The 25,348-nt window shown below is 52.5% G+C and carries 22 protein-coding genes; 7 read left to right on the top strand and 15 right to left on the bottom strand.

Features of this window, described 5'->3' with window-relative positions; genetic code table 11:
* Positions 1-4: 4 nt before the first annotated feature.
* The 7 genes from KVT34_RS20470 to KVT34_RS20440 form a co-directional block, all read right to left on the bottom strand.
* Complete coding sequence (locus KVT34_RS20470; RefSeq protein ID WP_217560689.1) at positions 5-1,135, bottom strand: hypothetical protein; 1,131 nt, start codon at positions 1,133-1,135, stop codon at positions 5-7.
* 313 nt (positions 1,136-1,448) lie between these two features.
* Positions 1,449-3,359, bottom strand: coding sequence for a family 20 glycosylhydrolase (locus KVT34_RS20465; protein WP_217560688.1), 1,911 nt, complete (start codon positions 3,357-3,359; stop codon positions 1,449-1,451).
* 390 nt (positions 3,360-3,749) lie between these two features.
* Positions 3,750-4,814 carry an anti sigma factor C-terminal domain-containing protein gene (locus KVT34_RS20460; protein WP_217560687.1) on the bottom strand — a complete coding sequence of 355 codons (1,065 nt, stop codon included), beginning with the start codon at positions 4,812-4,814 and terminating at the stop codon, positions 3,750-3,752.
* Positions 4,792-5,304, bottom strand: coding sequence for an RNA polymerase sigma factor (locus KVT34_RS20455; protein ID WP_217560686.1), 513 nt, complete (start codon positions 5,302-5,304; stop codon positions 4,792-4,794). The genes KVT34_RS20460 and KVT34_RS20455 overlap by 23 nt, the downstream gene beginning before the upstream one ends.
* Positions 5,305-7,065: 1,761 nt before the next feature.
* On the bottom strand, positions 7,066-7,368 hold the full coding sequence (locus tag KVT34_RS20450) for a putative phage abortive infection protein (RefSeq protein ID WP_217560685.1): 303 nt from the start codon (positions 7,366-7,368) through the stop codon (positions 7,066-7,068).
* 95 nt (positions 7,369-7,463) lie between these two features.
* Positions 7,464-7,898, bottom strand: coding sequence for a GNAT family N-acetyltransferase (locus KVT34_RS20445; protein ID WP_217560683.1), 435 nt, complete (start codon positions 7,896-7,898; stop codon positions 7,464-7,466).
* 144 nt (positions 7,899-8,042) lie between these two features.
* Complete coding sequence (locus tag KVT34_RS20440) at positions 8,043-8,948, bottom strand: hypothetical protein (protein WP_254635031.1); 906 nt, start codon at positions 8,946-8,948, stop codon at positions 8,043-8,045.
* 312 nt (positions 8,949-9,260) lie between these two features.
* Here KVT34_RS20440 and KVT34_RS20435 point away from each other — a divergent pair, with 312 nt between their 5' ends.
* From KVT34_RS20435 to KVT34_RS20425, 3 genes are all read left to right on the top strand, one after another.
* Positions 9,261-10,748, top strand: a complete 1,488-nt coding sequence (locus tag KVT34_RS20435) for a peptide MFS transporter (protein WP_103995489.1) — start codon at positions 9,261-9,263, stop codon at positions 10,746-10,748.
* A gap of 234 nt (positions 10,749-10,982) precedes the next feature.
* Positions 10,983-11,252 carry an ArsR/SmtB family transcription factor gene (locus KVT34_RS20430; protein WP_217560682.1) on the top strand — a complete coding sequence of 90 codons (270 nt, stop codon included), beginning with the start codon at positions 10,983-10,985 and terminating at the stop codon, positions 11,250-11,252.
* Positions 11,253-11,319: 67 nt separating this feature from the next.
* Positions 11,320-12,435 carry an alkene reductase gene (locus tag KVT34_RS20425; RefSeq protein ID WP_217560681.1) on the top strand — a complete coding sequence of 372 codons (1,116 nt, stop codon included), beginning with the start codon at positions 11,320-11,322 and terminating at the stop codon, positions 12,433-12,435.
* Positions 12,436-12,587: 152 nt separating this feature from the next.
* Here KVT34_RS20425 and KVT34_RS20420 read toward each other — a convergent pair whose 3' ends face one another.
* The 6 genes from KVT34_RS20420 to KVT34_RS20400 form a co-directional block, all read right to left on the bottom strand.
* The gene (locus tag KVT34_RS20420) at positions 12,588-13,406 is read right to left on the bottom strand and encodes an SDR family NAD(P)-dependent oxidoreductase (RefSeq protein WP_217560680.1); all 819 of its coding nucleotides are present in this window, start codon (positions 13,404-13,406) and stop codon (positions 12,588-12,590) included.
* Between the two features lie 23 nt (positions 13,407-13,429).
* Positions 13,430-13,861, bottom strand: a complete 432-nt coding sequence (locus KVT34_RS20415; protein WP_217560679.1) for a MarR family winged helix-turn-helix transcriptional regulator — start codon at positions 13,859-13,861, stop codon at positions 13,430-13,432.
* Positions 13,862-13,935: 74 nt separating this feature from the next.
* The gene (locus tag KVT34_RS32995) at positions 13,936-14,229 is read right to left on the bottom strand and encodes a hypothetical protein (protein ID WP_483311446.1); all 294 of its coding nucleotides are present in this window, start codon (positions 14,227-14,229) and stop codon (positions 13,936-13,938) included.
* A gap of 106 nt (positions 14,230-14,335) precedes the next feature.
* Positions 14,336-15,766 carry an alanine/glycine:cation symporter family protein gene (locus tag KVT34_RS20405; protein WP_217560678.1) on the bottom strand — a complete coding sequence of 477 codons (1,431 nt, stop codon included), beginning with the start codon at positions 15,764-15,766 and terminating at the stop codon, positions 14,336-14,338.
* Between the two features lie 147 nt (positions 15,767-15,913).
* Positions 15,914-16,048, bottom strand: coding sequence for a hypothetical protein (locus KVT34_RS32445; RefSeq protein WP_302695491.1), 135 nt, complete (start codon positions 16,046-16,048; stop codon positions 15,914-15,916).
* A gap of 121 nt (positions 16,049-16,169) precedes the next feature.
* On the bottom strand, positions 16,170-17,063 hold the full coding sequence (locus tag KVT34_RS20400) for a putative RNA methyltransferase (protein WP_254635030.1): 894 nt from the start codon (positions 17,061-17,063) through the stop codon (positions 16,170-16,172).
* 248 nt (positions 17,064-17,311) lie between these two features.
* Between KVT34_RS20400 and KVT34_RS20395 the strand changes: the two genes are divergently transcribed.
* Both KVT34_RS20395 and KVT34_RS20390 read left to right on the top strand, forming a co-directional pair.
* Positions 17,312-17,776 (top strand): MarR family winged helix-turn-helix transcriptional regulator, encoded by a 465-nt coding sequence (locus KVT34_RS20395; protein WP_217560676.1) that lies wholly within the window; start codon positions 17,312-17,314, stop codon positions 17,774-17,776.
* Between the two features lie 127 nt (positions 17,777-17,903).
* Entirely contained in the window at positions 17,904-19,313 is a 1,410-nt protein-coding gene (locus KVT34_RS20390; RefSeq protein WP_254635048.1) for an MFS transporter, read from the top strand.
* 10 nt (positions 19,314-19,323) lie between these two features.
* Here the strand turns inward: KVT34_RS20390 and KVT34_RS20385 are convergent, their stop codons facing one another.
* Positions 19,324-20,856: an alpha/beta fold hydrolase gene (locus KVT34_RS20385; protein WP_217560674.1), complete on the bottom strand. Its 1,533-nt coding sequence runs from the start codon at positions 20,854-20,856 to the stop codon at positions 19,324-19,326.
* Between the two features lie 256 nt (positions 20,857-21,112).
* On the opposite strand from KVT34_RS20385, the gene KVT34_RS20380 reads away from it, so the two are divergent.
* Both KVT34_RS20380 and KVT34_RS20375 read left to right on the top strand, forming a co-directional pair.
* Positions 21,113-22,567, top strand: coding sequence for a C39 family peptidase (locus KVT34_RS20380; RefSeq protein WP_217560673.1), 1,455 nt, complete (start codon positions 21,113-21,115; stop codon positions 22,565-22,567).
* Between the two features lie 47 nt (positions 22,568-22,614).
* Positions 22,615-24,015, top strand: a complete 1,401-nt coding sequence (locus tag KVT34_RS20375; RefSeq protein WP_217560672.1) for a M14 family metallopeptidase — start codon at positions 22,615-22,617, stop codon at positions 24,013-24,015.
* Positions 24,016-24,262: 247 nt separating this feature from the next.
* On the opposite strand, the gene KVT34_RS20370 is transcribed toward KVT34_RS20375, so the two are convergent.
* Positions 24,263-25,312 carry an LLM class flavin-dependent oxidoreductase gene (locus KVT34_RS20370; RefSeq protein ID WP_217560671.1) on the bottom strand — a complete coding sequence of 350 codons (1,050 nt, stop codon included), beginning with the start codon at positions 25,310-25,312 and terminating at the stop codon, positions 24,263-24,265.
* Positions 25,313-25,348: the final 36 nt, after the last annotated feature.

Raw genomic sequence — 25,348 nt, 5'->3', positions numbered from 1 at the left:
TAAGTTAGTAAGTATAAGCCAGCAGGGCCATGAGATTATCGAAAGAATACGCCTGGCCGGATGCGACATCGCCGAAGCCTCCGTTAAGCGGGCTGCCTTCGTCTTTCACCTGATAGGCGTTCATTCTCTGAATGCTGTCCTGATAGAGCGACGCATCGCCGATCTCCGAGCCGATCATCGCCGTAATCGCGTAGATCGCCGTAGACTGCACCTGAGTGGCGGGCGTGCCATCTTTCGTATAGCGGCCGTACAGGGTCCCCGCTTTTACATGGTCCTTGATGTAACGGATGCTGGCCGGAGCCGGTTCGCCCGCTTCCGCCAAATGCAGCACCGTGAGCAGGGATTCCACCATATTGATCCCCTCTGAGGTGTAGGCGTTCTTCTCGTAATCGAACCGTGTCTCGTAAAAAGGGAACGCGTCCGACAAATATCCTTTTGCGATAAGACTTTTCATATTATCCAGCAGCGCTTGCCTGGAAGCATCCGGCACAGGCAGCATGCCGAGCGTCCGCAGGTCGATATAGCAGAGTGTCACGAACTTGTTCGTAATCCCGTACGTTTCATCGTAAAAGTCGTAAAGCCTGCCGTCCTTCACGTTCGTTTCGTAGAACCGCTTGCCGTATTTCTCCGCTTCCTTGGCGTAAGCCGGTTCGTCGAAAGCCTTGGCCGCCTCGGCCAGAGCCCTGATCACCCGCAGATCGTCCACAGCCGCGTTGAGCGGGTATTTCTTCTGCTGCTTGGGACTGTACCGGTAGCTGAAGCCCCGCTTCAGGTCAAATGTCTGTCGGGCAAGCGCCCAATGCCGCGCGAATTCCTCTTTGCGCTTGGATCGTGCGTCTTCCCTCATTTGAAGCGAAGCGGATTCGCTGAGCACTTCATGGCCGGTGGCCGCTTCCCCGGTTTCGTCCGTTTCCTTAAAATTCGTAAACACGCCGAATGGACCCGTCATGCGGGTCTTTACAAAAGCATACAACGCCTGCCGTTCGTTCTGCACGTTGATGATTTTTCCATTCTGCCCGGCCGGTTCCCCGGAAGGGGCCGGCATCGGAGAAGCGTCTTCCGTTTTCCGGTTGAACGTCAGGAATACAATCAGACACAGAACGACACCGAGCATGATCATGGTTCCTTTCTTCAAGCCGACACTTCCTTTATTCCGAATCTCATTAAATAACCGTCATCTATGATTAAGCTTAAAATCCGCTGTACCTGCCAAAATATTCTACCCCCTTAATACTGCCACAAAGTCGCAAATCAAAGCAATGCCCGTTCCATTAAATTTGACATAAGGCGACATTAAGAAAAGCCGCAAACGCGATCTCCCGGCTCCAGCGGCTCTTACGAGATAAGAAATTCCTCTGCGGGTTTCCCGCAAAAAAAAAGAAGACCCCTCTCCTGACGAGGAGGGTCTTCCGTTACTTCTTTGCATATTGGCAATTCCGGATTCCGGCTTAGAACGGATTATTGACGTGGAAAAAGACGTTTGGCGACGCCATCCGGTAGTAGAAGCTGCACCAGCCGACGCCTTTGTTCGTGAACCGGTTCGACGTGCTGTACAGCAGGCGCTCCTGCTCCAGTTCCTCAATCCGGCCGATCCGGCCTTCCGCGTAGTCCAGCAACCGCACGGACGCGGTATCCAGACGGCTCAGAACACCGCCGTACCGGATGTCGATGACTTCCCATCCGAACGGTTTGAACATGCTCAGCCACTGGGTTCTGTGCGCCGCCCGCAGGGCACGCACCGCTTCCGCAATTTCCGGAAGCACGTCTTCCGCGACACGCTTCAGCGTATCCTTATCGCCCGCATCATAAGCGCGCTTAAGCTCGATGCCGATCTCGCTCTTGCGCTTCAGCACGCCGGCCAGCTTTTCCGGCACGTCGAAGATGTAATCGAGCGCCGCGCCCGGGTCGCGTCTGCTGCGGATGTCCTGCTCCACTTTCGCGTAGTGAGCGGACATCTCCAGCCCCTCGATCTGCTTGTCGAACAAGCCGAGCAGCACATCCTGGTACAGCAGGAACTTCGACGGGTTGCTCTGTTTGCGGTTGTCCGGCTCCGAACCCGGCGTTTCGTCCAGGTACTTCATCTGAAGATAGGCGTCCGCCTCGAGGCCGGTGCAGAACTTCACACGCTCGGCGAGCACGTTCCAGTCCGGGGAGCCCTCCGTATACGCGTGCTCCGCGTAAAACTGCAGGCCGAGCAGCGCGATGTACGGGTTACTCTCCATCCCGTCGTCGCCCCACATGGTCGCGTAGGCTTCGCGGATGCCGTATTTCTTGTTCACGCGAAGAGCGGCGTCGGTCGCTTTCAGCGACAGGCCGTAGTTCACGCCGAACGTATTGAACACCCAGACGCCGCCGGCGTATACGAGATTACAGCCGAGCGGAGCGTGCTGGGCAATCTGGCTTTCGTAGTCCGCTTCTTCGGTATGCACGTAATCCCAATACACCAAATCGACGTCTTTGGGAATACGGGCGGCCATCTCAGCCGGAATTTGCGTGTCTTTGTTGTAATGCTCGCTGCCCGTGCCGGAAGCCAGCTTAAGGAACATATCGCTCCACATCATCGCTTTCAGCCCGCGGCGGCGCGTCATGTCCAGCACCTTATCCAGGTGCGTGATCATAATATCAAAACGGCTAGTAAACCCGTTCTTGTCCAAATATTTGCCACGGCCCAGCTCTTCCGCCTCGTCCATGCCGATGTGGATTTTGCGGCTGCGGAACGGTGCGCTGGCCGCATCGATCATCTTCTCGACTAGCTCGTCCGTTTTGTCGTACCCGACCAGAAGGGCGCCCTTCGTGTCTTTGTATTCCTTGACGGGCTCCCACTTCAGGAACTCTTCCAGGTGGGCAAGCGTCTGGATGCTCGGAAACGCTTCGATTCCGAACTGATCCGCATAATCGTCGATCTCTTTCAGTTCCGCTTGTGTGTAGCGCCCGCGCATATACCCGAAATACGGCTCCCCTTCGATCTCGTAAGTGTCCTCGAGATACAGCATGACCGTATTCATGCCCATCAGCGCCATTTTGCGGAGCATAAATTTAAAGCTTTCGAGCGTCAGTACTCCGTTGCGGGACAAGTCGAACATAGGCCCGACGACGTCCAGATGCTGTTTCTCCCGGATGCTGAACGACTCTCCGCCGCTTCCGTGCTGAACAAGAAGGCCGAGCGCGCGGTAAAACTGATGCTTCTGCCCGTAGCGGATATAAGCCGCTCCCTGCTCCAGACCCACTTCCAGATCGCCGGATGACGGTCCGACGGCAACTTTCAGCCCGTCTTCCGCTTCCGTGACGGAAAGCTCCTGCAGCAATACCTGCAGACCCGGCTGCAGCCCTGTCAAATCTCCTTCGAAACGCAATTTCATTAGCGGTTTCCTCCCCAATTGTTTTCCTGTTCCCGGCTTGGCCGGTCTCTCTTTTTGTATGGGCATAAAGACCGAATCTTACGATGACTGAAAGCTCTTTACACCGTTTCATCGAGTCAGCAGCTTCATGAACTCCGGATAAAACGTGGTTCCAGACTACGGCTAACTTCCCTCAGCGGAAACCGTACCCCGGACGTCACCTCCACAGAGCGGTTGCGTGTAACCGTTTTTTTACCCAGATACTACGTTCTACAAGCCGCCGGATTGTCCTTCTCCGTCCGTATTCAAATAATTGATTAGGTTAAAAGAAAATGTTTTCAAGACTGCACAAAAACATCCCGGTTTGGGAATGCCGGAATGCTTCGGCCTGCAGCTTGCTAGTATCGGCATCTAGTATTTATCGGTTACCACACCAAGAGAAGCCGCTTTAATAAAGGGGCGGTTTCGAAGAACCTTTAAGGTTTCCGGGTCTCCCGTCACCACAACTCCTAAAATACGGATGTCCTCCTTATTCAACAGGTTGTCCGAACCGGCCATTATATCGTAAGTGGACTGCATCCTGGCTTTCTTTAAGGCCGGAATAAAAAATTGTTCGGGATCGGGAAGCTGCTCTCCATAATGATTAACTGCATGGAAGCCGATCGCGTTATCCTCATAAATAGGAGATGGGAAGTTCTCAGTAACAACATCCTCTCCATTTTTCCCCTTCTCAGTGTACCGCTGATAACTATTCGCTTTTCTGTCCTCTTCCTTCTGGGAATTTACCCAATACCAGACAGGACTAGGCCCCGCAGACATCATCGTTTGAACTTCGTCCAAAGAATAAGATTTATCAAACGACAGCGCCATCTCCACATATTTGTCCTTCCCTATCTGATCCAGAAGTTTGAGGTCATCCTTATAATGATCGTTGTAATCCACGGCAGGATCATAAAATTCCATTTGTTTTAATCCCGCATGGTTATAACGGGGCCGGTAATTTTCTTGCTCTTGAGTCATTGCAGTGTACTCTAACGAGTTGCCTCCTCCCGAAGAGAATTTTTCTCCTGCTATATCTCCCGATGTATCGCTGGGCGTCTGCATGCCGTACATATATCGCCAAGTGCCGGTATGCACCCTTTTGCCGTTCACGTATTTGAAGGTGTAAAATTCCATTTCCCCGTTAAATACTCCATTCTGCCATCTGAATGAATCCATAAACTGATTTGCCCCTTTGACCAGATAGCGCGCCTGTAATTGACCAAGCAGCTTTCGGCCATTCCTGTCGACCTGCTCTTTAGCATACGGGACGACAAAAAATACCGTAGAAACCAACAGAACAAGAGCTGTACAAAAACTGATAAAAACGGTTCTCAGCAAGGTCCGTTTTTTTGCTTTCCTTAAAGTCTGTTTAAACCCTTCATTCAATCGCTTTTCAACCGAAGTCTCGTTTTCATCCTTCTCCGTCGTATTCATGGTTCAGCTCCCATCTTTCTTTAAATTGATTTCTGGCTCTATACATGTAAGTTCTTACCTGGTGCTCGGATAAAAACAAAAGCTCGGAAATCTCCCGATACGTCAGATCCATTCCATATTTCATAACGAGGAGAGTTCGGTGCGTCTCTTTTAAGGAATCTAAAATGCTCATAATTTCCTGCCGGTGTTCATTCCGCAGAATACGCTGTTCCACCTTCTCCTCCCCTGCCAAACACTCGGTAAACTTTTGTGCAGCAAAGGTCATATGTCGTTTATTTTTGGTATGCAAAGTATAGTAGCTGTTAACGGCTACGCGGTATAACCAAGCCGTCATCTGCTCTTCCGGAATGGAATCGATATAGGTGAAAGCTTTGAGCACCGTATCTTGCAAAATGTCTTCTGCATCCTCCTTTCCTGCGCCCATTTTCATTAAAATCTTCAAAATCACTCTTCCCTTGGCGTAAAACAACCGTGCCAATTCATCTTCCATGTCCCACCTGCCTTACCGGGAAAACCGATTAAATTTCAATCATTAAACTATTGAACCGAAGAAAAGTATACAAATTTGGGGATATTTAGTTCAAATTCAGTTATTATCTATTCTGATTATCCAAAGTGCAGCTCCATTTGCCCATCATTGTGCCTGGGTTATTCGTTCACACTAGGAACATTAATATGTCATCGAGACGTAAGACGATATATGACAAGCCCAACATAAAGAAAGCTGCCCCGGCAGGTCCGAAGACCGCGGAGCAGCTCTTTTTATGCAAACGAGAAAACGGGATGGGGCGTACAGCCCTACATTATACAATTTCTTGGCAGCCTAGGTAATTTCCTTTTCAGTGCTCCTCTGTTCTTCCACTTGTATCACGCTCCTTGTTCAAATAAAAAAGGCCACCCGTTAGAGCGCCCTGTGTTCTTCTTCGGTTGGCTTCCTTATCGCGATCATGCCCGGCATTCCCGCTTCCGGATCTGTCTTTAAAGACGGATGGATAAATAAAAAAGCCGCCCAGATTGGATGACTTTGGTTTAATATATTCGGTTGGCCGTGCTTTGAGCTGCGTTCAAACAATGGCGGCCGTAGCCGTCCGCTGCAAAAACGCTTCGCTCTTTGCTTTAAGAGCATACGCACTTTGTTACAAGAGAGGAAGAACAAGGCCATTATAACGAGCTGCCGAAAAACGTGTCAAAGTGACCGGATGACAAATTCCCTATCTTTAATCCGTCATCCTCCATTAACCTTTAAATTGCTTACTCTTTTTATTTTTCGAAATATATGTGCTTATCTTTTCAACGATCCAGCCCACAACGTAAATGATAACCATAATAATCACGAAAAAATAAAAGCTAACAGGTCTTTCGACGAAAGAGGCGGCTATTGTTATGAAGATGGCGATTAGCATACTAGATATTATGTCTTTCATACAAGAACACCTCCCTAGTGATCATCGAATTAATTAGCCCATCCCATGAACTCGGTCTTAACTCTATATGGGGTCGAAAAGCTGGAGTCCCTGTAATAAACCATAGTCATATAATATGCATATCTATTATCGGGACTAGTGTATACTTTTCTAGTAAGAACTGTCGCGTATTCATATTGTTTGTCTTTTAAGCTACTAGTTATGTCACCTAAAAAAGCCTGCGTCACTCCAGTCAACCAATTATTTCCGATTTTACTAGTTACATATAGAGAAACCCCTCTGAGGGCACCTTCTATGATGTATCTGTCCACTCTCCTATCAAATACATGCTTTGTCGGCCCTTCAATTTTTTCATAAAGCCTCCCTTTCGAATGTCCTTCATATAAATTTTACCATATATGTTAACAAGGAACAATTTTTCGAATGGAGAGGTATACAACAGAAAGTCGAGAAGAGATTCGTACGTGTTTTTTCGCAGTTTAATGCTGGGGTCTTCCTCACTATTTCTACAATTTCAACATTTGTGTCATTTTTTCACTCAATTTCCAAACATATCCTTTATTATGTCATCAGACGAACATAATGCCGTCCATTTGACGCTTTCTATCTCTAAATGATCATTTACATGTCCAGTACATAAAACGCCTTAAAATCAATTTTAAAGGCATGGCAAAAAGTCATGATCCGAGTGGTCATGACTATGTATGTTTTATTTAATTTAATTTCTTTTCTTTTGTGTAGTTAATGTATACATTAATGCCAGTTGAAACGTTAATACATTGAAGCGGACCACATAAATCAATATTTGTTGAGTGTAAGGAATGTATTTAAGAATTCCAATTTGTGAGTGTCATTTTTATAGATACCGTCAAGACTAAATTGCACGGTTGCACGGTATAAAAAAGATAATCTGTATCTAAACTTCTACCCTCCCAAAGCATGTAATACACTATAACCGTTTGCTCAAAATAAGATATTTGCGACTGTAAAGTTTTGAAATATTCTTTTTTCTCATCATCAGACAGTTCTTTTTCCATTTCAATGATTTGGACTATTCTATTAAGATTTCTCAAATAAGGCTGAATCGGCAAAAAATTATCTTTAAATGATTTATCAAGATTTTCAGACAAAGTGTAGGCATCGTCATAGTAATCATGGATTTGACTACCCCATAAGAAAACCGCCCTTGAAAGGCGGCTAATCTAACTATCGTATAATGAAGCGGCTATGGAAAATAATTTTCAAATACCCTAAACATCCCTGTCATATGTGGCGAGTGGTTCTTAAAACTATACTTCTCATAAAAAGTGTCGTTACCTTCCGATGCAAACAATCCGACAAAGGCAATCCCGCTATCAAGACGACGCTTTTTGATATATGCAAGTAAATATTCTAGAATTTTTTTCCCTATTCCTAAACCTTGAAAAGAAGGTAGAATAGCTACGTCTTGGATGTAAAAATACATAAAATCGTCCCCGACTATACGCCCCATTCCCACAGGCTCATCATTGACTGTTACGACAACACCATAAAGGGAATTTTTTAATGAGCCCTTGGACATTTCCGTATTAATACTACCCCAACCAACTGACTCCCATATAAACTTGTGTTCCGAGACAGAGGGGATACGTTCATGGATGCTATAATTCAAGGTTGCCATGTTAACCACCGTGTTTTCTTATAGTATTGGCGGCTAACCTTTAGGTTACCGCCTGTTTAACTGTTTTTGGTGTACTCCATGGCACTCACAACCTTTCTAAACTGAATCCTTTCCTCGATCATCTCGGGCCGCTCTCTTTATTTCCTATGCTATAAATATAACACGTTCAAAGGTAAGTAACACAACGTTCACCCTTGATTTTGGCCATTCTTTTTCGTTTGATTTCCTAAAATTTAAGGAGACACGTCGAGAATATGCTTCATACGCAAAGACGCTGCCGAGCGCGTCCCTCGCGTTCGTTATTTTCGCGGCATCCTTCACCAGAATACCCCGGTAAGCGACCGAAATGGCCTGGTCGAGCAGATTGGCTCCGGTCATAACCGGACTTCCGCTCACCGTTCTTGCCGCCGAGTCAGGAATAAATCGGTTCACCGCACTCATATAATTCGTTAGCTGGGCAGCGGTTAAATCGTCCCGCATCAGGATGCCGATCTTGGTCAGCGCCTGGGGCACGCCGATCTGCCAGTGGTACCAGTTGCCGTATGGAGCCACGGTCGTGTTGTACTTCTGCGTATAAAGCCAGTCAAGAGCGTTCAGCACGTCATTTTTCAGAGCCGTATTTCCGTAAAAGGACGAACCCGGCGTGTAGTAAACCGTAATCATGGAAAGCAGGCGGTTATACGAATTGGTGATATCGCCCGATTTTGTATAACTGTCCGTGCTGGTAAAAGGGAGGTCGACCCACAAATAAGTCCGGTCCGCACCGCGGTTCAGGATATCCCAAACTCCTTTGCCGCTGGAACAAGGGGCCGAAGCCGCCGCACACGAAGAAACGGCACTGTCCATTTTGGCGAGTTTGCTGCGGAGCACGGGGTCCGAAACGGGTAGGGAATATTGATCGTCCCCCAGAATCAAATGCAGCAGCTTCAAACGCATGCCGTCATAAGGGTCCTCCGCCCGTACAGGGCAAGTGCCTGCGCCTATCAGCGTGAATACAAGGGAAAAACAGAGGATCACGGCAAGATAAGATGTTTGGGTCAGACGGTACATGGTCATACCTCCTCCATTTTATCAAAACTTAATGAAAGCGTTATCTTTTCCATCATACGGAATTATAAGGACCTGAACGTGAAAGATTTTTACTTTTATCGCTCTGATTTCGACTTCCATATTTTACATTTTTGACTTTAATAGCATTTTTCTAGTAATCTGGTAGAGTACCCTCTTGCACCCATCACGTCATTATAAGCCTTCTTTACCCTCCGAGATTGTAACTTATGACACCTGGGTATTATATCTTGTGGGAAAAACTTACTTGGCTCCGCCCAAAAAGAGAATTGTTTAAACAGGGGAGAATGGTATATGCCGGCTATCGACAAGCAGAAAATCGTGGAAAGTGTACCCCAAAAGGGGTTTTTCGGACATCCCAAGGGACTGTTCACCTTATTTTTTACCGAGTTTTGGGAGCGGTTTTCCTATTACGGAATGAAAGCCATCCTAGTTTTCTACATGTATTACGAAGTGACCCGCGGCGGTCTCGGCTTCCCGGAAGGAACCGCACTGGCCATTGTGTCCATTTACGGTTCCCTCGTGTATATGTCGGGGATCATCGGAGGTTGGCTCGCCGACCGGCTGCTCGGTACTTCACGGGCCGTGTTCTACGGCGGGATTCTGATCATGTTCGGGCATCTCGTGCTCGCCGTGCCGGGAAATGTCGCCCTCTTCTTCGTCTCGATGGTGCTGATCGTGCTCGGCACCGGGCTGCTTAAGCCCAACGTATCCAGTATCGTAGGTGAAATTTACAGCGAACAGGATACCCGCCGCGATTCCGGCTTCAGTATTTTCTATATGGGAATTAACCTGGGCGGTTTCCTCTCTCCGCTTATCGTGGGAACGGTGGGGATGAAGAACTTTCACCTCGGCTTCGGCCTTGCGGCTATCGGGATGTTCCTCGGACTGGTCCTGTTCGTTCTGACCAAGAAAAAGAACCTCGGGCTTGCCGGAACTATCGTGGCTAACCCCATGTCCCCGGCCGAGAAGAAGAAAGTTTTCACGATTATGGGAATAGGGATCGTCGTAGTGGCCGTCCTGGTTGCCATCGCCATCCCGGCGGGCCTGCTGACCTTCTCCACGTTTATCAAGCTCATCGGGGTGCTCGGTCTTCTGATTCCTACGATTTACTTCATCGTCATGTACAGAAGCCCCAAAACCACGGCCGTAGAACGCTCGCGCCTCGTGGCTTATATCCCGCTGTTTATCGCGTCGATCATGTTCTGGGCCATTCAGGAGCAGGGCTCCACGATTCTGGCCAACTACGCGGATAAACGGACCCAACTGGACTTCATGGGCCTGAACATTTCGCCCGCCTGGTTCCAGTCGCTCAATCCGCTGTTCATTATCGTTTTCGCGCCCGTCTTCGCGTGGCTGTGGATGCGGCTCGGCGACCGCCAGCCGACGATTCCGAAGAAATTCTCGCTCGGCCTGCTGTTCGCCGGCTTGTCCTTCCTCGTCATCCTGCTGCCGGCCTATTTCGGCGGAGACGCCCTGGTGAATCCGCTGTGGCTGGTGCTCAGCTACTTTATTGTCGTAGTCGGCGAATTGTGCTTGTCGCCCGTCGGCTTGTCCGCTACGACGAAGCTTGCGCCCGCGGCCTTTACGGCCCAGACGATGAGCCTGTGGTTCTTGTCCAACGCGGCGGCGCAGGCGATCAACGCGCAGATCGTCAAGTTCTATACGCCCGAGACGGAGATGCTTTATTTCGGCGTCATCGGCGGAGCCGCGATTGTGCTCAGCCTGCTGCTCTACGTGCTGTCTCCGAAAATTCAGGGTTACATGAAGGGTGTAAAATAAGATTTTACAGGGAACCTCCGGTCCTAACCGGGGGTTTTTTATGTTTCCGGAGTTTATAGGCAGCGGGATTTAAGATGTCACGGTACCTCCTCATGATGCATTCATCCCCTCTTTTCAAGGCTCATCCCCACCATTCACCCTAACTTTAGAACTATTGACAATAAATCCCTAGTGAATTACGCTACTTCTAGAAACACTAAAATACGACGACTTCTTGAAAGCGGGTTTTACGCAGTGACCGATGATTATGCGGTTAAAGTTTACAAAGCTCTCGGCGAAAGCACGCGTTTGCAGATCGTCCGAATGCTGGTCAAACGGCGGGAACTGGCCTGCCTGGAAATGGCGGAATTGTTGAATAACACGGCCGCTTCCACTTTGACGCATCACTTGAAGCCGCTTCTCGAATGCGGAGTGATTGCCGTCCGTAAGGAGGGAACGTTCCGTTACTACCGCATACAACGGCATGTTCTGGAACAATACGCGTCTTATCTGCTTGGAGAGTAAACCGGCACATTTTTTATTTCGGTATTTGCAAAAATATAAAATCATCGAAAAACGGAGGAGAGTTACGATGGCTGAGGACAAAGGAGTCTTTGAAGCAACCGGCATAAGCACTTGGGGGAAATTGCAGGACGGACCGGAAAGCAAGCTGTTCGAACCGGTGAAAATCGGAGCCTGGAGCCTTCAAACCCGTACGGCCATGGCCCCGATGACCCGCTGTTTCGCGGATGACAAGACAGGCGTCGTCGATGATGACGTAGGCGAATACTACCGGAAGCGGGCCGCGGACGGAATCGGCCTGATCATTTCCGAAGGCATTGTGGTCAGTCCCCGCGGCAAAGGGAATCCAGGGGTTCCCGGCCTCTACACCCGGGAGCAGATCGAAGGGTGGAAAAAAGTAACCGAAGGCGTACATGCGGAGGGCGGCACGATTATCGCGCAGATCTGGCACGTGGGCCGCTTGTCTCACCATGAGATTGCCGGCGGTTTGCCACCGCAAGCCCCGTCGGCCATCCGGGCGGAAGGGAATGTGGCCCGGCTGCGCAAGCCTTATGACACTCCCGAAGAGATGACCCTCACGGACATTCAGGAGCTGGTCGGCCAATTCGCGCAGGCGGCCCGCAACGCGATTGAAGCCGGCTTCGACGGCGTCGAAATCCACGGGGCGCACGGCTATCTCATCGACCAGTTCAATTCGGAGGCAAGCAACCGCCGGACAGACCGGTACGGCGGCGGCCTTGCCCAGCGGTTAACGCTAACGAAAGAAGTGCTGAAGGCGGTTATCGATGCGATCGGGCCGGAGAGAACGCTGATCCGTTTCTCCGCCCACAAAGTCGATGACCCGACTTATATGTGGCCGGATCCGGACAGTGCCATCCGTACCTTCACGGATGCGTTCCGGGAAGCGGGCGCGACCATGATCCATCCTTCCACCATGCAGTTCACCCGGGTGCTTGCCGACGGGAAAACGATGCATGAGCTCGTACGCAAATACTGGGACGGCGTTATCGTCGGCGTCGGAACGCTCGACCCCCGGACCGCGGAGCAGGCTTTAGCCGAGGGAACGATTGATCTGGCCGCTTTCGGCCGTCCGCTTATTCCAAATCCGGACTTTATTCACCGCGTGAAGAACGGCGAACCGTTGGAGGAATACGACGCGAAACAGCACCTTGGCGTTCTGGTTTAACCTATATCTAATAAGAGTTGTTTAGTATAGTCCAACAAAACAAGCCGGCACCTATTAATGGTGTCGGCTTGCTTTGTAGATTCTCAGCCCGCTTTCGCCGCTTCTAGGCAGCACCGGCCGCATGGCCCCGGCACGCTGCCGCCCGAGGCCGCTTAGGCCTGTGCCGCTCCCGCGGCCTGGGCCATAAACGCTTTGAAATCCGGAACGGTCGGATTCGCCAAATAATGCCCGCCCTCTACCTGGATCGTCTGGCCGGTGATAAACTTCGACTCGTCCGAGGCCAGGAACAGCACGGTGTAGCCGATATCGTCCGCTTCACCGTGGTACGGCAGGGCATTGTACTTGGCGAAAATGTCCAGCACCGGCTCCGGCATGTTGTTCTTCGCGGCAGGCGTCAAAATCAGACCCGGCGCGACTCCGTTGCAGCGGATGTTGTCCTTGCCGTACTGAGTCGCGATATACCGGGTCAAGTTCACGACGGCCGCCTTGGAGGCACCGTACGCGGAGCGTGTGGCGTCCGAGGCGAAAGCGGCCATCGAGGCCGTATTGATGATCGAGCCGCCTCCGGCTTTGATCATATGCGGAATCGCGAACCGGCTGCCGAGCAGGACGCTTTTCGTATTCACGTTCATAAGCCGGTCCCACTCTTCGAGATCCATGTTTACGACGTCGACGTCTTTTTTTAGATTGGTCAGGCCCACGTTGTTAAAAAGAACGTTCAGAGTCCCGTACTTCTCGACGGTAAAATCAACGGCATCACGGATCGACTGTTCGCCGGAAGCATCCAGGAAGACACCTGCCGCTTCCCCGCCCTCGTTCTTGATCGTCTCGGCCGCTGCTCGCGCGCCTTCAACGTTAAAATCCCCGATGACGACTTTGGCTCCTTCTCTCGCAAGCAGGGCTGCCGCGGATAGACCAATGCCGGATGCCCCGCCAGTCACTAAAGCCACTTTACCTTGTACTCTTCCCATCTTGTCGACCCCCTGCAGGTTAGTTATTCTTGCTCCTTGATGTTCTTAAGCAGCTTCTCGTAAATGGATAGGAACTGTTGAATCTCTTCCTCGTTCAGCACTTGGAACAACTCGATTCGGAGTTCCTTGCCTTTCTGCTGAGCTTCCCTGAGGACGGTAATTCCCTCGTCCGTAATCGCCAGGAACACGTTGCGGCGGTCGTTCTCGTTGTAGCGCCGTTCCGCGAGTCCCAGCTTTGTGAGCCTGCCCGCAATGTTGGTCATGGCTCCCGGCGTGTATCCCAGCTTGCTTGCCAGCACGCTCTGCTTCTGAGGACCGTTCTGCTTGAGTTCGGACAGAGTGATAATGGGAGAAATCCCTATGTTCGGCTCAAAAGATTTGGTCCAGCGGATGATCGCTTCGTTCGTGAACAGCTCGACGGTATGAATCAGCTTGAAAATATCGTTTTTATCCAAAATAGCCTCCTTGATAGAGGGTAGTCATACAAGCAGGGCTGCTTAAACGGGTCAGGTTAGGATGGCTTCGCCGATTATCTCAGCTTCGTCGCCCCACCGTCAACCATGATGGCTTGTCCCGTCCTATAAGCCGAATCTTCGCTGGCCAGGAATATGACCGCCATACGGCCAATGTCGTTTTCAATCCCGCTGAGTCTCCTCATCGGGAATTTTGGACAGCTTCCGGAAGCTTCGCCTGTTATTATGGCGATTCTGCCTTGTAATTTTTCAGACAGGATATTATTCATCTCCCATGCATATATTTTAACATCTAATAATTTAATAGTAAACATCACCTCAATAAAATACCCCGTTGATTGAAAAGTCAAAGGGCGGCGAACCTTTTTAACGTAAAAAAGACGCCGGGCATAAATGCCTGACGCCTCACTAAAATGCTTGGATTTAACAGGACCGGAGCCTGTCGGACGGACGCTTTTACGAACGCTCTTGATCCGAACCCGACGCGGCCGGGGCCGATTCCCAGCATTCGATCTCTTCCAGACCGGGGACACGGTCTTTCGTGAAGACCGGATCTTTGCCCGCTTTTTTCTGTTTCATGTAGTCGTTTAATACCGCAAAAGCGATTTTGGACAGCCAGGTAATCGCAATCAGATTGACCACGACCATCAGGCCCATAAATAAGTCGGCCAAATCCCAGACGACCTGGACCTTGGCGACGGAGCCGAAAATAACCATGGCCAACACCGCGATCCGGTAAAGCCGTACCCAAGCTTTATTGGAATGGAGGAATTCGATGTTCGTTTCCCCGTAGTAATAGTTGCCCAGCAGCGTACTAAACGCGAAAAGAAACACCATGACCGCAAGGAACCCGGACGCCCACGACCCGATATGGACGCTCAAGGCGGCCTGCGTAAGCTCGATGCCGTTGAGGCTCGGATCGGTATACGCTCCGGAGAGCAGCACGATAAAAGCCGTGCTCGTACAGATGATCAGCGTATCGGTCAACACGCCGAAAGACTGGATCAGCCCCTGCTTCGCCGGATGGGATGTGGTTGCCGTCGCCGCGGCGTTCGGCGCGCTTCCCATTCCCGCTTCGTTGGAGAACAAGCCGCGCTTCACTCCCTGGAGCAGCGCCGCTCCGAGCGAGCCGCCCGCTATTTGCTCGATGCCAAAGGCGTTTTTCACGATCAACGCGAGGACTTCGGGCATTTTCGTTATATTCATCAGCACCACGAACACAGCGATTCCGATATACAGGACCGCCAGCACAATAACGATGTACTCGGACATTTTCGCAATCCGTTTGACGCCGCCGAAAATAATCGCTCCGAGAATCACGGTCATAATGATGCCCACCGTCAGGCGGTCCGTGCCGAAGGAATTTTCGAACGCGATCGTAATCGTATTCGACTGGACCGCATTAAACACCAGACCGAAAGAAATCGTAATCAGGACGGCGAACAACGCTCCCATCCAGCGCTTCTTCAAACCCGTCTGCATGTAATATGCCGGTCCTCCGCGGAAGCCGTTCTTATCCTTGATTTTGTAAACCTGCGCCAGCGTGCTTTCGACGAAGCTGGAAGCCGAACCGATAAGCGCGATGACCCACATCCAGAATACGGCGCCGGGTCCCCCCAAAGCGACCGCGATGGCCACCCCGGTAATGTTCCCGGTTCCTACGCGGGCCGCCATACTGATGCAGAACGCTTGGAAAGGCGAAATATTGTCGCCGGAGACGCTTTTGGACTCGAACAGCACCCGCAGCATTTCCCGGATCATACGGAACTGCATAAATTTCGATCTATACGTAAAATACAGACCGATCCCGATCAACAGGACAATCAGCAGTTTAGACCACAGAAGATCGTTCAACAGATTAATCATACCTTGTAAAAAATCAATCATGGAGTACCTCGCTTGTCGGTTATTTTTTGCACAGATATGATAAAAAACTTTTTAAGTATATCAAGTTTTCGCCCGTTGAGGTAGGCTCTAAGGGCCCGTTTCAGATTTTGGAAATTACGGTTACGTGGGGGCCCTGGCACTACGGCGTTACTTGCTTGAACAAGGGGTATCCGACTGATCCGGCAGCTGCGGCGGCGAATGCACGTTCATCTTCGCTTCGGCCGATTCGGCGGCCAGAAAAAGCGTGAACAGCAGCCAGGTCAACACCATTTTTCTCATCATAACCTCCGGCATCCGAATGTGATTGGGGTGTCCGTATTATTCCCTTTTCTGCAAAAAAAAGCAGCCTGCGCGAGTGCAGAGCCGCTTGATTTTACCGGATTCCGGCGGAATTGCATTCCGGTTATAAAGGTTTGCCCCAGAGGACGGTTACGTCCACCGTGACTTCATCCATTGCCATGGCCGAAGCTTCCCGCAGCCGTTCATCCCGGGCTCCCCAGGCTAAAGGGGTCATGGTCAGCAGAGGCTCCAGCAGTTCGGGGCCGAACCGCCAGGAATACCGGAGACGCCGGCTGTCCAGCAGCCTGAAGCGCTCGCGGAACCGTTCAACGGCGAGACTGCTCGTGAAAAACTCCCGTTCCGTGCCGGCGTATAACAGTTGACGGAGTTCACGCAGATAGTTTTCTTCCGGGATGACTTTGATCAACAGCCCGTCTTCGTCCAGCAGTCTGCGGAACTCCGCATAATTGGAAGGCGACAGGATGTTCAGGATCACGTCGAATCCGGCCGTCTTAAACGGCGCGTTCGCAAGGTCTGCGGCGCACCACAGCGCACCCGAGTCTCCTTTGGACGCCTGCCGGACCCCTTCCTTCGCCAGATCCATGCCGACCGCGAGTAAATCGGCGTCTCCCCGGCCGCTCAGCCGCCTCCTTATGCCGGATAAAAGCGAGCCCTCCCCGCAGCCGGCATCCAGTATGCGGAGTTTAGGATGGCGTTTATCCGGTAACACGGCCTCCGTTATCCGTTCGCCGATATAATCGCATACCGGATCGAAAAGCCCGTTTTCATTAACGGTTTTTCGGGCCGCGAAAAGATTTTTGCCATATTTGGTCTTAACGGCTTGCGGCAGCAGATTCAGGTATCCTTCTCTCGCAAGATCGAAGTTGTGCCCCACGCCGCAGCGCAGGCTTTTACCCTCTATTATCGTCATCTGCCCGCCGCAGACCGGACAACTGAATATCGTTTCATGGGCTGCCAAGAGCTGGGCAGCCTCGTTTCTGTTTCGTTGAGTGGACATGCCAAAAACACCCCGTTCATTCGAATAGTTGAATGAAAAAGGCACAGATAAACAAACCCTCGTACCGTTCGCAAAAAAACGGGAGAGTTTGGCTTAGCTGTACCTTTCATTAACGATAGCGAATGAATTGGATGATCATGGTAGGCAGTTCCCCTTGCGTATTTTTGGGAAGAAGCGTTAGGCCCCTTCTCTTTTGATTATAACAGATTTTCTTTGACGGCAGATAGTTTAGGAACTATACTAATTTTATGGAAAAGAATAGAACTTCTCAGACTAACAACAGAACGAGCGCCAACAGCGGCGGCCGCAGCCTCGGCCGTCTGATCCTGCAGCTCCGCCGGCTTGAACGGCGGCCGCAAACTTTCGGAAGCGCGGGGCCGCTCACTCCCAGCGAAATCCACACGATCGAGGCGATCGGAACCGAGGGCAGCATTCTTATGAGCGAACTGGCCGGGAGGCTGGAAATCACTAAGGGAGCGGTGACTCAGCTTATTGTGCGCCTGGAGACCAAGGACTTGGTGGCGCGTTCACCCCATCCGGAGGATTCCCGGGGCACGCTGATTTCGCTTACCCCCAAAGGAAAGGAAGCTTATGCGGCGCATGAAGAGGTGCATCGCGCTTTCTACGAACAGCTTCAGGAGCAGCTCACCGAGCAGGAAATCGAAGTATTCGATACCTGTATCGACAAATTGGTCACTTTTTTAAAAAAATAAATTTAAAGAATCTTCAGGACAGAGCATTATTTTTTTGTCCAATTAGTTTAGTAACTATACCAATTATCGGAGGTGACTGATTGTGCCAGCAGCAAGAACACGGACAAAGGAACTGCGTCCTTCGCTCATGGTAACGGCTATTTGCCTGGGCGCTTTTATTTCGCATTTTACGGCCGGGATCGTGAATGTCTCTCTGCCCCAATTCGCCGCTATCTTCGGCACTACGCTCGGCACGGCCCAGTGGATCACAACCGGCTATCTGCTCGTTATCGCCTCTTTGCTGCCCGTCATGGGCAAGCTGGGAGACCGCTGGGGCTTTCGTCTCATCCATAACCTCGGGTATATCCTGTTCGGCATTAGCTCGGTACTGGTGGCTTTCTCCCCCAACATCGGGGCACTGCTCGGTTTCAGGATCGTGCAGGCTGTCGGCGCGGCCATGTTTCAGGCGACCAATATGGCCCTGATCACCCTTCACCTGCCAAAGCAAAACAGGGGGCGCGCACTGGGCACGGTCAATACCGCCGTCGCTCTCGGCGCCATGAGCGGACCTATCGCCGGCGGAGTGGTTGCGGAGTGGCTCAATTGGCACTGGCTGTTCCTGATCCACGTGCCTGTGGCGGCCCTCGCTACCCTGTTGGCCTTCCGCTTCATTCCGCCCGCTCCCGTTATGGACAAGCAGCGATCCGCTCCTTTCGATACCATGGGAGGCTTGATGTTCATGGCGATCATCAGCTCTGTCATATGGACGATATCCGGCGGCTCTTCACGGGGATGGCTGTCTCCGGTAACGACGGCCGTGCTGGCTTCGGCGGCGCTCCTGCTGGCCGTCTTCCTGATATGGGAGCGGAGGCAGGCGAATCCTTTTATCCCCGTACGGGCTTTCCGGATTCCCGCGTTGTCCGCCGGCCTCATCATCAGCTGCGTGGCATTCGTGCTCGCCAACAGCTTCTTGGTGACTCTCCCGTTCTACTTGTCCGGCGTATCCGGGATGTCCCCGTCCGCCGCCGGAGCAGTCATGACGGCCTATCCGATTCTGCTCGCCGTTACGGGTCCGTTCGCGGGTCATTTATCGGACCGCTTCGGTTCCGGTTTGCTCGTCCTTCTCGGACTGCTTGCCATGGGCGGCGGTGCGGCTGTTTTCTCCCTCGGCCTCGGTGTGCTGCCTATGGCGGGACTGGTCGCTCTTCTGGCGCTGGTCGGCCTGGGCATGGGCCTGATTACTTCGCCGAACAACAGCACCATTCTCCACCATGCTCCGAAAGAACACGTAGGCTCTATAGGAGGAATGATCGCGTTAACCCGCAACTTGGGTATGGTCGTCGGAGCGGCTCTGGGGCTCGGGGTCGTCCAAGGTGCGGCTCCGTCCGCTTCTTCGGAACCGGACCGGCTTCTCGGTGCATTGAGTTCGGTTTTTGCAATCAACGTCTGGCTGTGCGCGGGCGCCATAACCCTGCTGGGCCTCAGCTTTTATCTGGAAAAGCGCCGCCGTGTCCGGCTTGATCCGGTGCGGAGCGCTCAACCGGAAACGCACCCTTAGAACCGGCTTTCTACCCGTTCTTCCGTCTGCGCTCCACTGCCGTTTTGCCCCGCCTCCCGTTCACCGCCGCGCCCTCCCTATATTCAGGCTCCCGGTCAAAGAGGAACCTTGCCGCCATTTGCCGGTATGCCGCCGCACGCTGGCGGCTGCCCCGCTGCTCCTCCTTCTCCGCCATCCAGGAGGCCAGGTCGGAAACTTCCATCTCCAGCCAATTCTTCTTCTCGACAAACCACTCATCGTACAGACCCGGCAGCAAAGGGTCCGGCAGCCTGGCGAGCAGGCGGCCGGCCGGTTCATACCGGCGATTTTCGTCGATGGTACGGATTTCTTCAAGCTCCTTTAAAAAGTCCAGCAAATCGCAGCGCAGGAGACAAAGCAGTCTGACATATTCCCGATCGACGGAAACGATGGAAGACCCTCCTTCGAAACTTTGCAGCATATTTTTGAAATGATTCAGATAGACCTTGAGATTCCGCAGAGCCGCTTTGCCGGAAATTTGCGGGAACAGGGCATCGCACAGCTCCTCTCGCGTCGCAGTCGGATGGAAGATCATATACACCAGCAGACTCTTCGCATAGCGCCGGTTCCACCCGTCCACCATTTCCCTTCCATTTAGAAAGACCCGGAAAGACCCGAGCAGATCAATCTTAAGCACCTGGGCAAGCGCCGCCTGCTTCTCTCCTTCTTCCAGGAAAAGCTGAAGCGTATCCCGCAGTTCCCTGACCAGCGGCTCATCAGCTAAAGGCCGGCTGTCTTTTCGATGCAAAAACTGCTCGATCCACAGCGCCGTCGTACCCGGCTGTTCCACAAAGGGCATATTCGCGGCACCGGGCACGATCAGAAAGGACGCGCTGGGCAGAACCCCGACCGCCAACGAAGCCGCCGTTACATAGATAGGATCACACTCCCCCGCCAGAACGAGCGTACGGTGGGCGATGAACTTTAATTCCTTCCAGCCGTCTCCCTCCATAAAAAGCTGCATAAAGCCGACATACACATCCGGATTCATGCGCCTGTAAGTCTCCCTGACTATCTGAAATGCGGATGTATGAACAGGGAGCGAAGTTTTAAAGGCAGCCAGTTCAGCCGCTAAAGCATCCGCCCCCTCTTTTAATAGCCGCCGTTTACGCTCCGTTATCTTTCTGCGGATAAGATCCGCCGGTATTTTAACAGGAAGTGAAATCAGCACAAGACGATCCACGCATTCAGGATAGGAACGGCAGAACTGGACCGCTGCGCTCGCCCCTATTCCGTGGCCTATGAGATGAGCCGACGTAATTTCAAGCGCTTTCAAAACTCTTCGCAAATCGGCGGTTATAAAATCCCAGTCTAGGCTGTTTTCCTTTAAATCCGCGTTGAGCCCGTGTCCCGGAAGGTCATAAAGCACAATGCGGCAATGTCCGGCGAAATAAGGAATCAGCTCGTTCCATATCGTCCGGTCCAGGCCAAGCCCATGCAGGAAAACGAGGGTCTGGCCGTTTCCTTCTTCCGGCGGATATTCGTGGCAATGAACGGTTACCCCGTCTTCAAAATGCATCTGCATCTTACCCCCAAACACGCGCAGCAGGTCTTTTTTCCTATTTTAAAGGCTTCGCATCCTTCAAGGCAACAGAATTTTCCGGTTTTTGTCGAATATTTCCGGCTTTTTGTAACCTTGCTGTAACCCTCACTTTGTTACCATAAAGGAAGTTTTTGTGCCTTTATCCATCCTGTTTACGGGCCGAATCGTGTATTTCACGAGAATTATCAGGCGCTAAGTGCTGTAAATGCGAGCATTTCAACGAAAAAGGAAAACTGCGATGAAAAAACATACCCGCCCCCAAAAAGGCAGCAAGCGCATTGGCTGGGTCCTACTTTTGTCGGTTTCCGTTCAGGTCTTATTGCCTATACAACCGCTTTTTGCCGCCAAAAGTGAAAAAGAAATCGTGCTGAGAATAGACAGCAGTCTGGCCTCCATAGACCGGAAGCTTGTTCCCATCAGTCCGGAGGACGCCACAGCCGTGCCGTTTCTGGAACAGGACACGACTTTCGTGCCTCTCCGCTTCGTATCGGAAGCGCTGGGCGCCAAAGTGGAGTGGGAACAGGCGACACAGACGGTGACGATGGCCACCTACGACCGCCAGATCCTGTTCGCCGTAGGCAGCAGGCAAATAACCGTCAACGGGCAGGATCACGTGCTCTCCGTTCATTCCATTCTGCGGAACAACGTGACGTTCGTGCCGCTGCGCGGCATCGCCGAATCTCTCGGGAGCCGTGTCGACTACGAAGACGGATTCATCCGCATTTCCGGCCGACAGACGCCTTCGTCAAGCTCCGGTACGGCCCCGGAAGCTCCCATCGAGAAGAATACCGCGTTGAAGGAGGGCATGTCTTACCGGGTTTATCAGCATGCCAACTTCCTGGACGGATTCGCTACCCGGCAGGAAGCCGTATCCTTTGCGAAGCAGTACGCGAACGCAACCGTCAAGAACCGCAAGGATGATGTCGTATGGGACAGTTTCCCTCCTTACCGGGTCTACCAGAGCGAGAAGTTTCTGGCCTACTATGACAGTTATGCCGATGCGGTCAGCCACGCCAAGAAATATGCAAACAGCTACGTTGCCTACAAAACGGCCGCAAAGCCCGTCTGGACATTCGGCGGTCCTTCCAAGCAGCCCGTTTATATCAACGTCCCGCTTATCCGTCAACTTCCGGAGCTGCCCCGCGGTTGCGAAGTGACGGCGCTCACTTCGCTGCTCCAGTTCGCCGGGGTGCCGGTTGACAAAATGACGCTGGCGGCTGAAATTCGCAAGGACCCGACTCCCTACAGCGATAAAAACGGCGTCATTTCCTTCGGAAGCCCGCATCGTGGATTCGTCGGTGATATGTACTCGTTTAACAATCCCGGCTTCGGGGTTTACCACGGTCCGGTGTTCGAGCTCGCGGAACGCTACTTGCCCGAGCGGGTTGTCGACCTTACCGGTACGGAGTTCGAAGATGTTTTGCATTTCGTGGGAACGGGCACGCCGGTATGGATCATTTCCAACGTAACGTTCCGTAAGCTGGAACCTTATCACTTCCAGACGTGGATGACTCCGGACGGGCCAATCTGGCTGACGAAGAAGGAACATTCCGTTGTTATAGTCGGATACGATGAAGATTACATCTACATCCGCGACCCGCATAACAAAACAGGCCGCGTGGCCAAGCAGCCTTTTAAAGAGGCTTGGGAACAAATGGGCCGGCAGGCCATCAGCCTGCTCCCCGAAGTCTGATCTTTGCTTTTTACCACCACAATCTATCCAAAGGGAAGTGCCATGCCATGCCTAACAAAATACGGGGAATGCTGCTTGTTGTCTTCGCCCTTGTTCCGTTCTTATTCGCAGCAGCCGCCCATGCGGCGGAAACGACGGATATCGTGAACCCCAATCAGACGTATACCTATGAACAAATGACGGAAGATATCCGGCAGCTTGCCAAGTCTTATCCCGAACTTATCGAATATAAATCCATCGGCAAAACGCGCTACGGTCGCGAAATCTGGGCCGTCCGGCTTGGAACGGGCGACGCGAAGGTGCTGGTCAACGCTTCGCATCATGCCAGGGAATGGATGACTACCAACCTAGTCATGAATATGATCGACCAGTATGCCCAGCTTTACGTCCGCAACGGGGCTATGAACGGCCGGGCTCTTCAATCCGTTCTGAACAACACGTCCATCTGGTTCGTGCCCATGGTCAATCCCGACGGCGTCACGCTCCAACAGAAGGGCGTATCCGCTTTTCCGAGCGAAGCCCGGGCAGGCCTTCTCGCCATGAACGAGAAAAGCTCCGACTTCTCACGGTGGAAAGCAAATGCCGAGGGCATTGACCTGAACCGCCAATATCCGGCGGAATGGAAATCCATCCGCAACGATTCCGGCCGGCCGTACTATAAGAATTTCAAAGGGGACGAGCCGCTCCAGACCGCGGAAACGAAGGCTATGGTCGCTTTCACCAAGGAAGTCGATCCGGATATGGAGCTGTCTTACCACTCCTCCGGAAGCATCTTGTACTGGAATTTCCATACCCTGGACAAAAATCTGGAAAGAGACCGTAAAATCATGGCCCAGGTTGCCGCCATGACCGGGTATACACCCGTAAAACCGGAGTCCAACCCGTCAGGCGGAGGCTTTACCGACTGGTTCATCCAATCCCTCGGCCGCCCTGGATTGACGCCTGAAATCGGCAGATATGCCGGGGAAGGAAGCCTGCCCTTGTCGGAATTCCCGCGCATTTGGACCGAAAACAGGGAATTGGGCTTGTTTGCCGCCCAACAAGGATTCGAGCTTTGGAAGGAGCGGATTCCCGTCGAGTACAAAAGCTTCGATCTCATTCTGACGGAGCCCCTTCCCCTGTATTCGGAGGCGGACAGCCGGAACAAAACCGGCGCTTCCCTGACGGCGCAGCCGTTAAAAGCGGACGCGCGTCTCGGCAACTGGTTCCGCGTCGATACCTGGCTCGGCAAATCGTGGATCCATGTGAACAAGCCCCTGCTGGGCAAAATCGAAGTCAAAGAATCGAAGATCGAATTGACCGGCAACACCCGCATGTACCGTGAGCCCCGTCTGTCTTCCGGCATTCTGTCGGAGCTTTCCCCACAGACGGTAACCGCTTTTGAGCAGATGGAGGACTGGTACCACATCCGTACCTGGTTAGGGGATGCCTGGGTTCAGGTCAAATAGAGGCCGGAGAGAGTGATTGGGAAAACGCAGCAAAGGAGCCGCTGACAGCGGCTCCTTTGCTGCGGTTATTTTATGCTGCCGTGATCCGGCAAGATTACGGATTAGCACTCTCTTTTCTCCGTCAAGCCTTGCAACCACGTTAGGGGGAACGAGATGGAAATTTGTGCAGTCGGCCGCCAAAGGCGAATGCAGTCCAAGCATTCTTCCTGCACTAACCTACAGCGGTGCTGCCGGCTAAGCTCTATCTTCAGCCTTCCGCTTCCCATGCGGCAACTTCCTCGCGTACCCGCGGCGCCACTTCGGTCCCCAGCAGCTCGATGGCTCGCATAACTTCGTCATGAGGCATCGAGCCGACCGGCACATGCAGCAGAAACCGGGTAATGCCGACGTTCTTGCGGAGATGAACGATCTTGCGCGCGACCGTTTCCGGGTCGCCAACGTACAAGGCTCCGTCAAAGCTCCGCGCGGAATCGAAGCTGGAGCGGTCGTAACGCCCCCAGCCCCGCTCCCGCCCCAGCACGTTCATGACGGCCTGGGTGGAAGGGAAAAACTTGTCGGCCGCAAGCTCCGTAGTCTCGGCGATGAAGCCGTGCGAATGCGAGGCGACGGGCAGCTTCGAGGCGTCATGCCCCGCGTGGGCGGCCGCTTTCTTGTAAAGCTGCACAAGCGGCGCGAACTGCACCGGGCTGCCCCCGATAATGGCCAGCACAAGAGGCAGACCGAGCAAGCCCGCGCGGACTACGGACTCTTGGTTGCCACCGCTGCCTATCCAGACCGGCAGCGGATTCTGAACCGGACGCGGATACACGCCCAGATTGTCGATAGCGGGCCGGTGGCCGCCCTGCCAGGTCACTTGCTCCGACGCCCGGATCTTCAGAAGCAGTTCCAGCTTCTCGTCGAACAGCTCGTCGTAATGGGCTAAATCGTAGCCGAACAGCGGGAACGATTCGATAAAAGAACCCCGGCCCGCCATGATTTCCGCACGGCCGCCTGAAATGCCGTCCAGCGTGGCGAAATCCTGAAACACGCGCACGGGGTCCGCCGAAGAGAGCACCGTGACCGCGCTGGTCAGCCGGATACGGCTCGTCTGCGAAGCGGCCGCGGCGAGTACGATTGCGGGAGAAGACGCCGCATAATCCTTGCGGTGATGCTCCCCTACCCCGTACACGTCCAGGCCCACCCGATCGGCGAGTACGATCTCTTCCACAACCTCACGCAGCCTTTGCGCGTGGCTGATCACCTCGCCGGTATGAACGTCCGGCGTCGTTTCCACAAATGTGCTTATCCCTATCTCCATTTTGCAGCCCTCCTGATTCAAATTGTTTTCTCGCGG

It is taken from the genome of Paenibacillus sp. GbtcB18 (assembly GCF_019091125.1).
GTDB lineage: Bacteria > Bacillota > Bacilli > Paenibacillales > NBRC-103111 > Paenibacillus_F > Paenibacillus_F chitinolyticus.
This window is presented reverse-complemented; position numbering and strand designations above follow the sequence as displayed.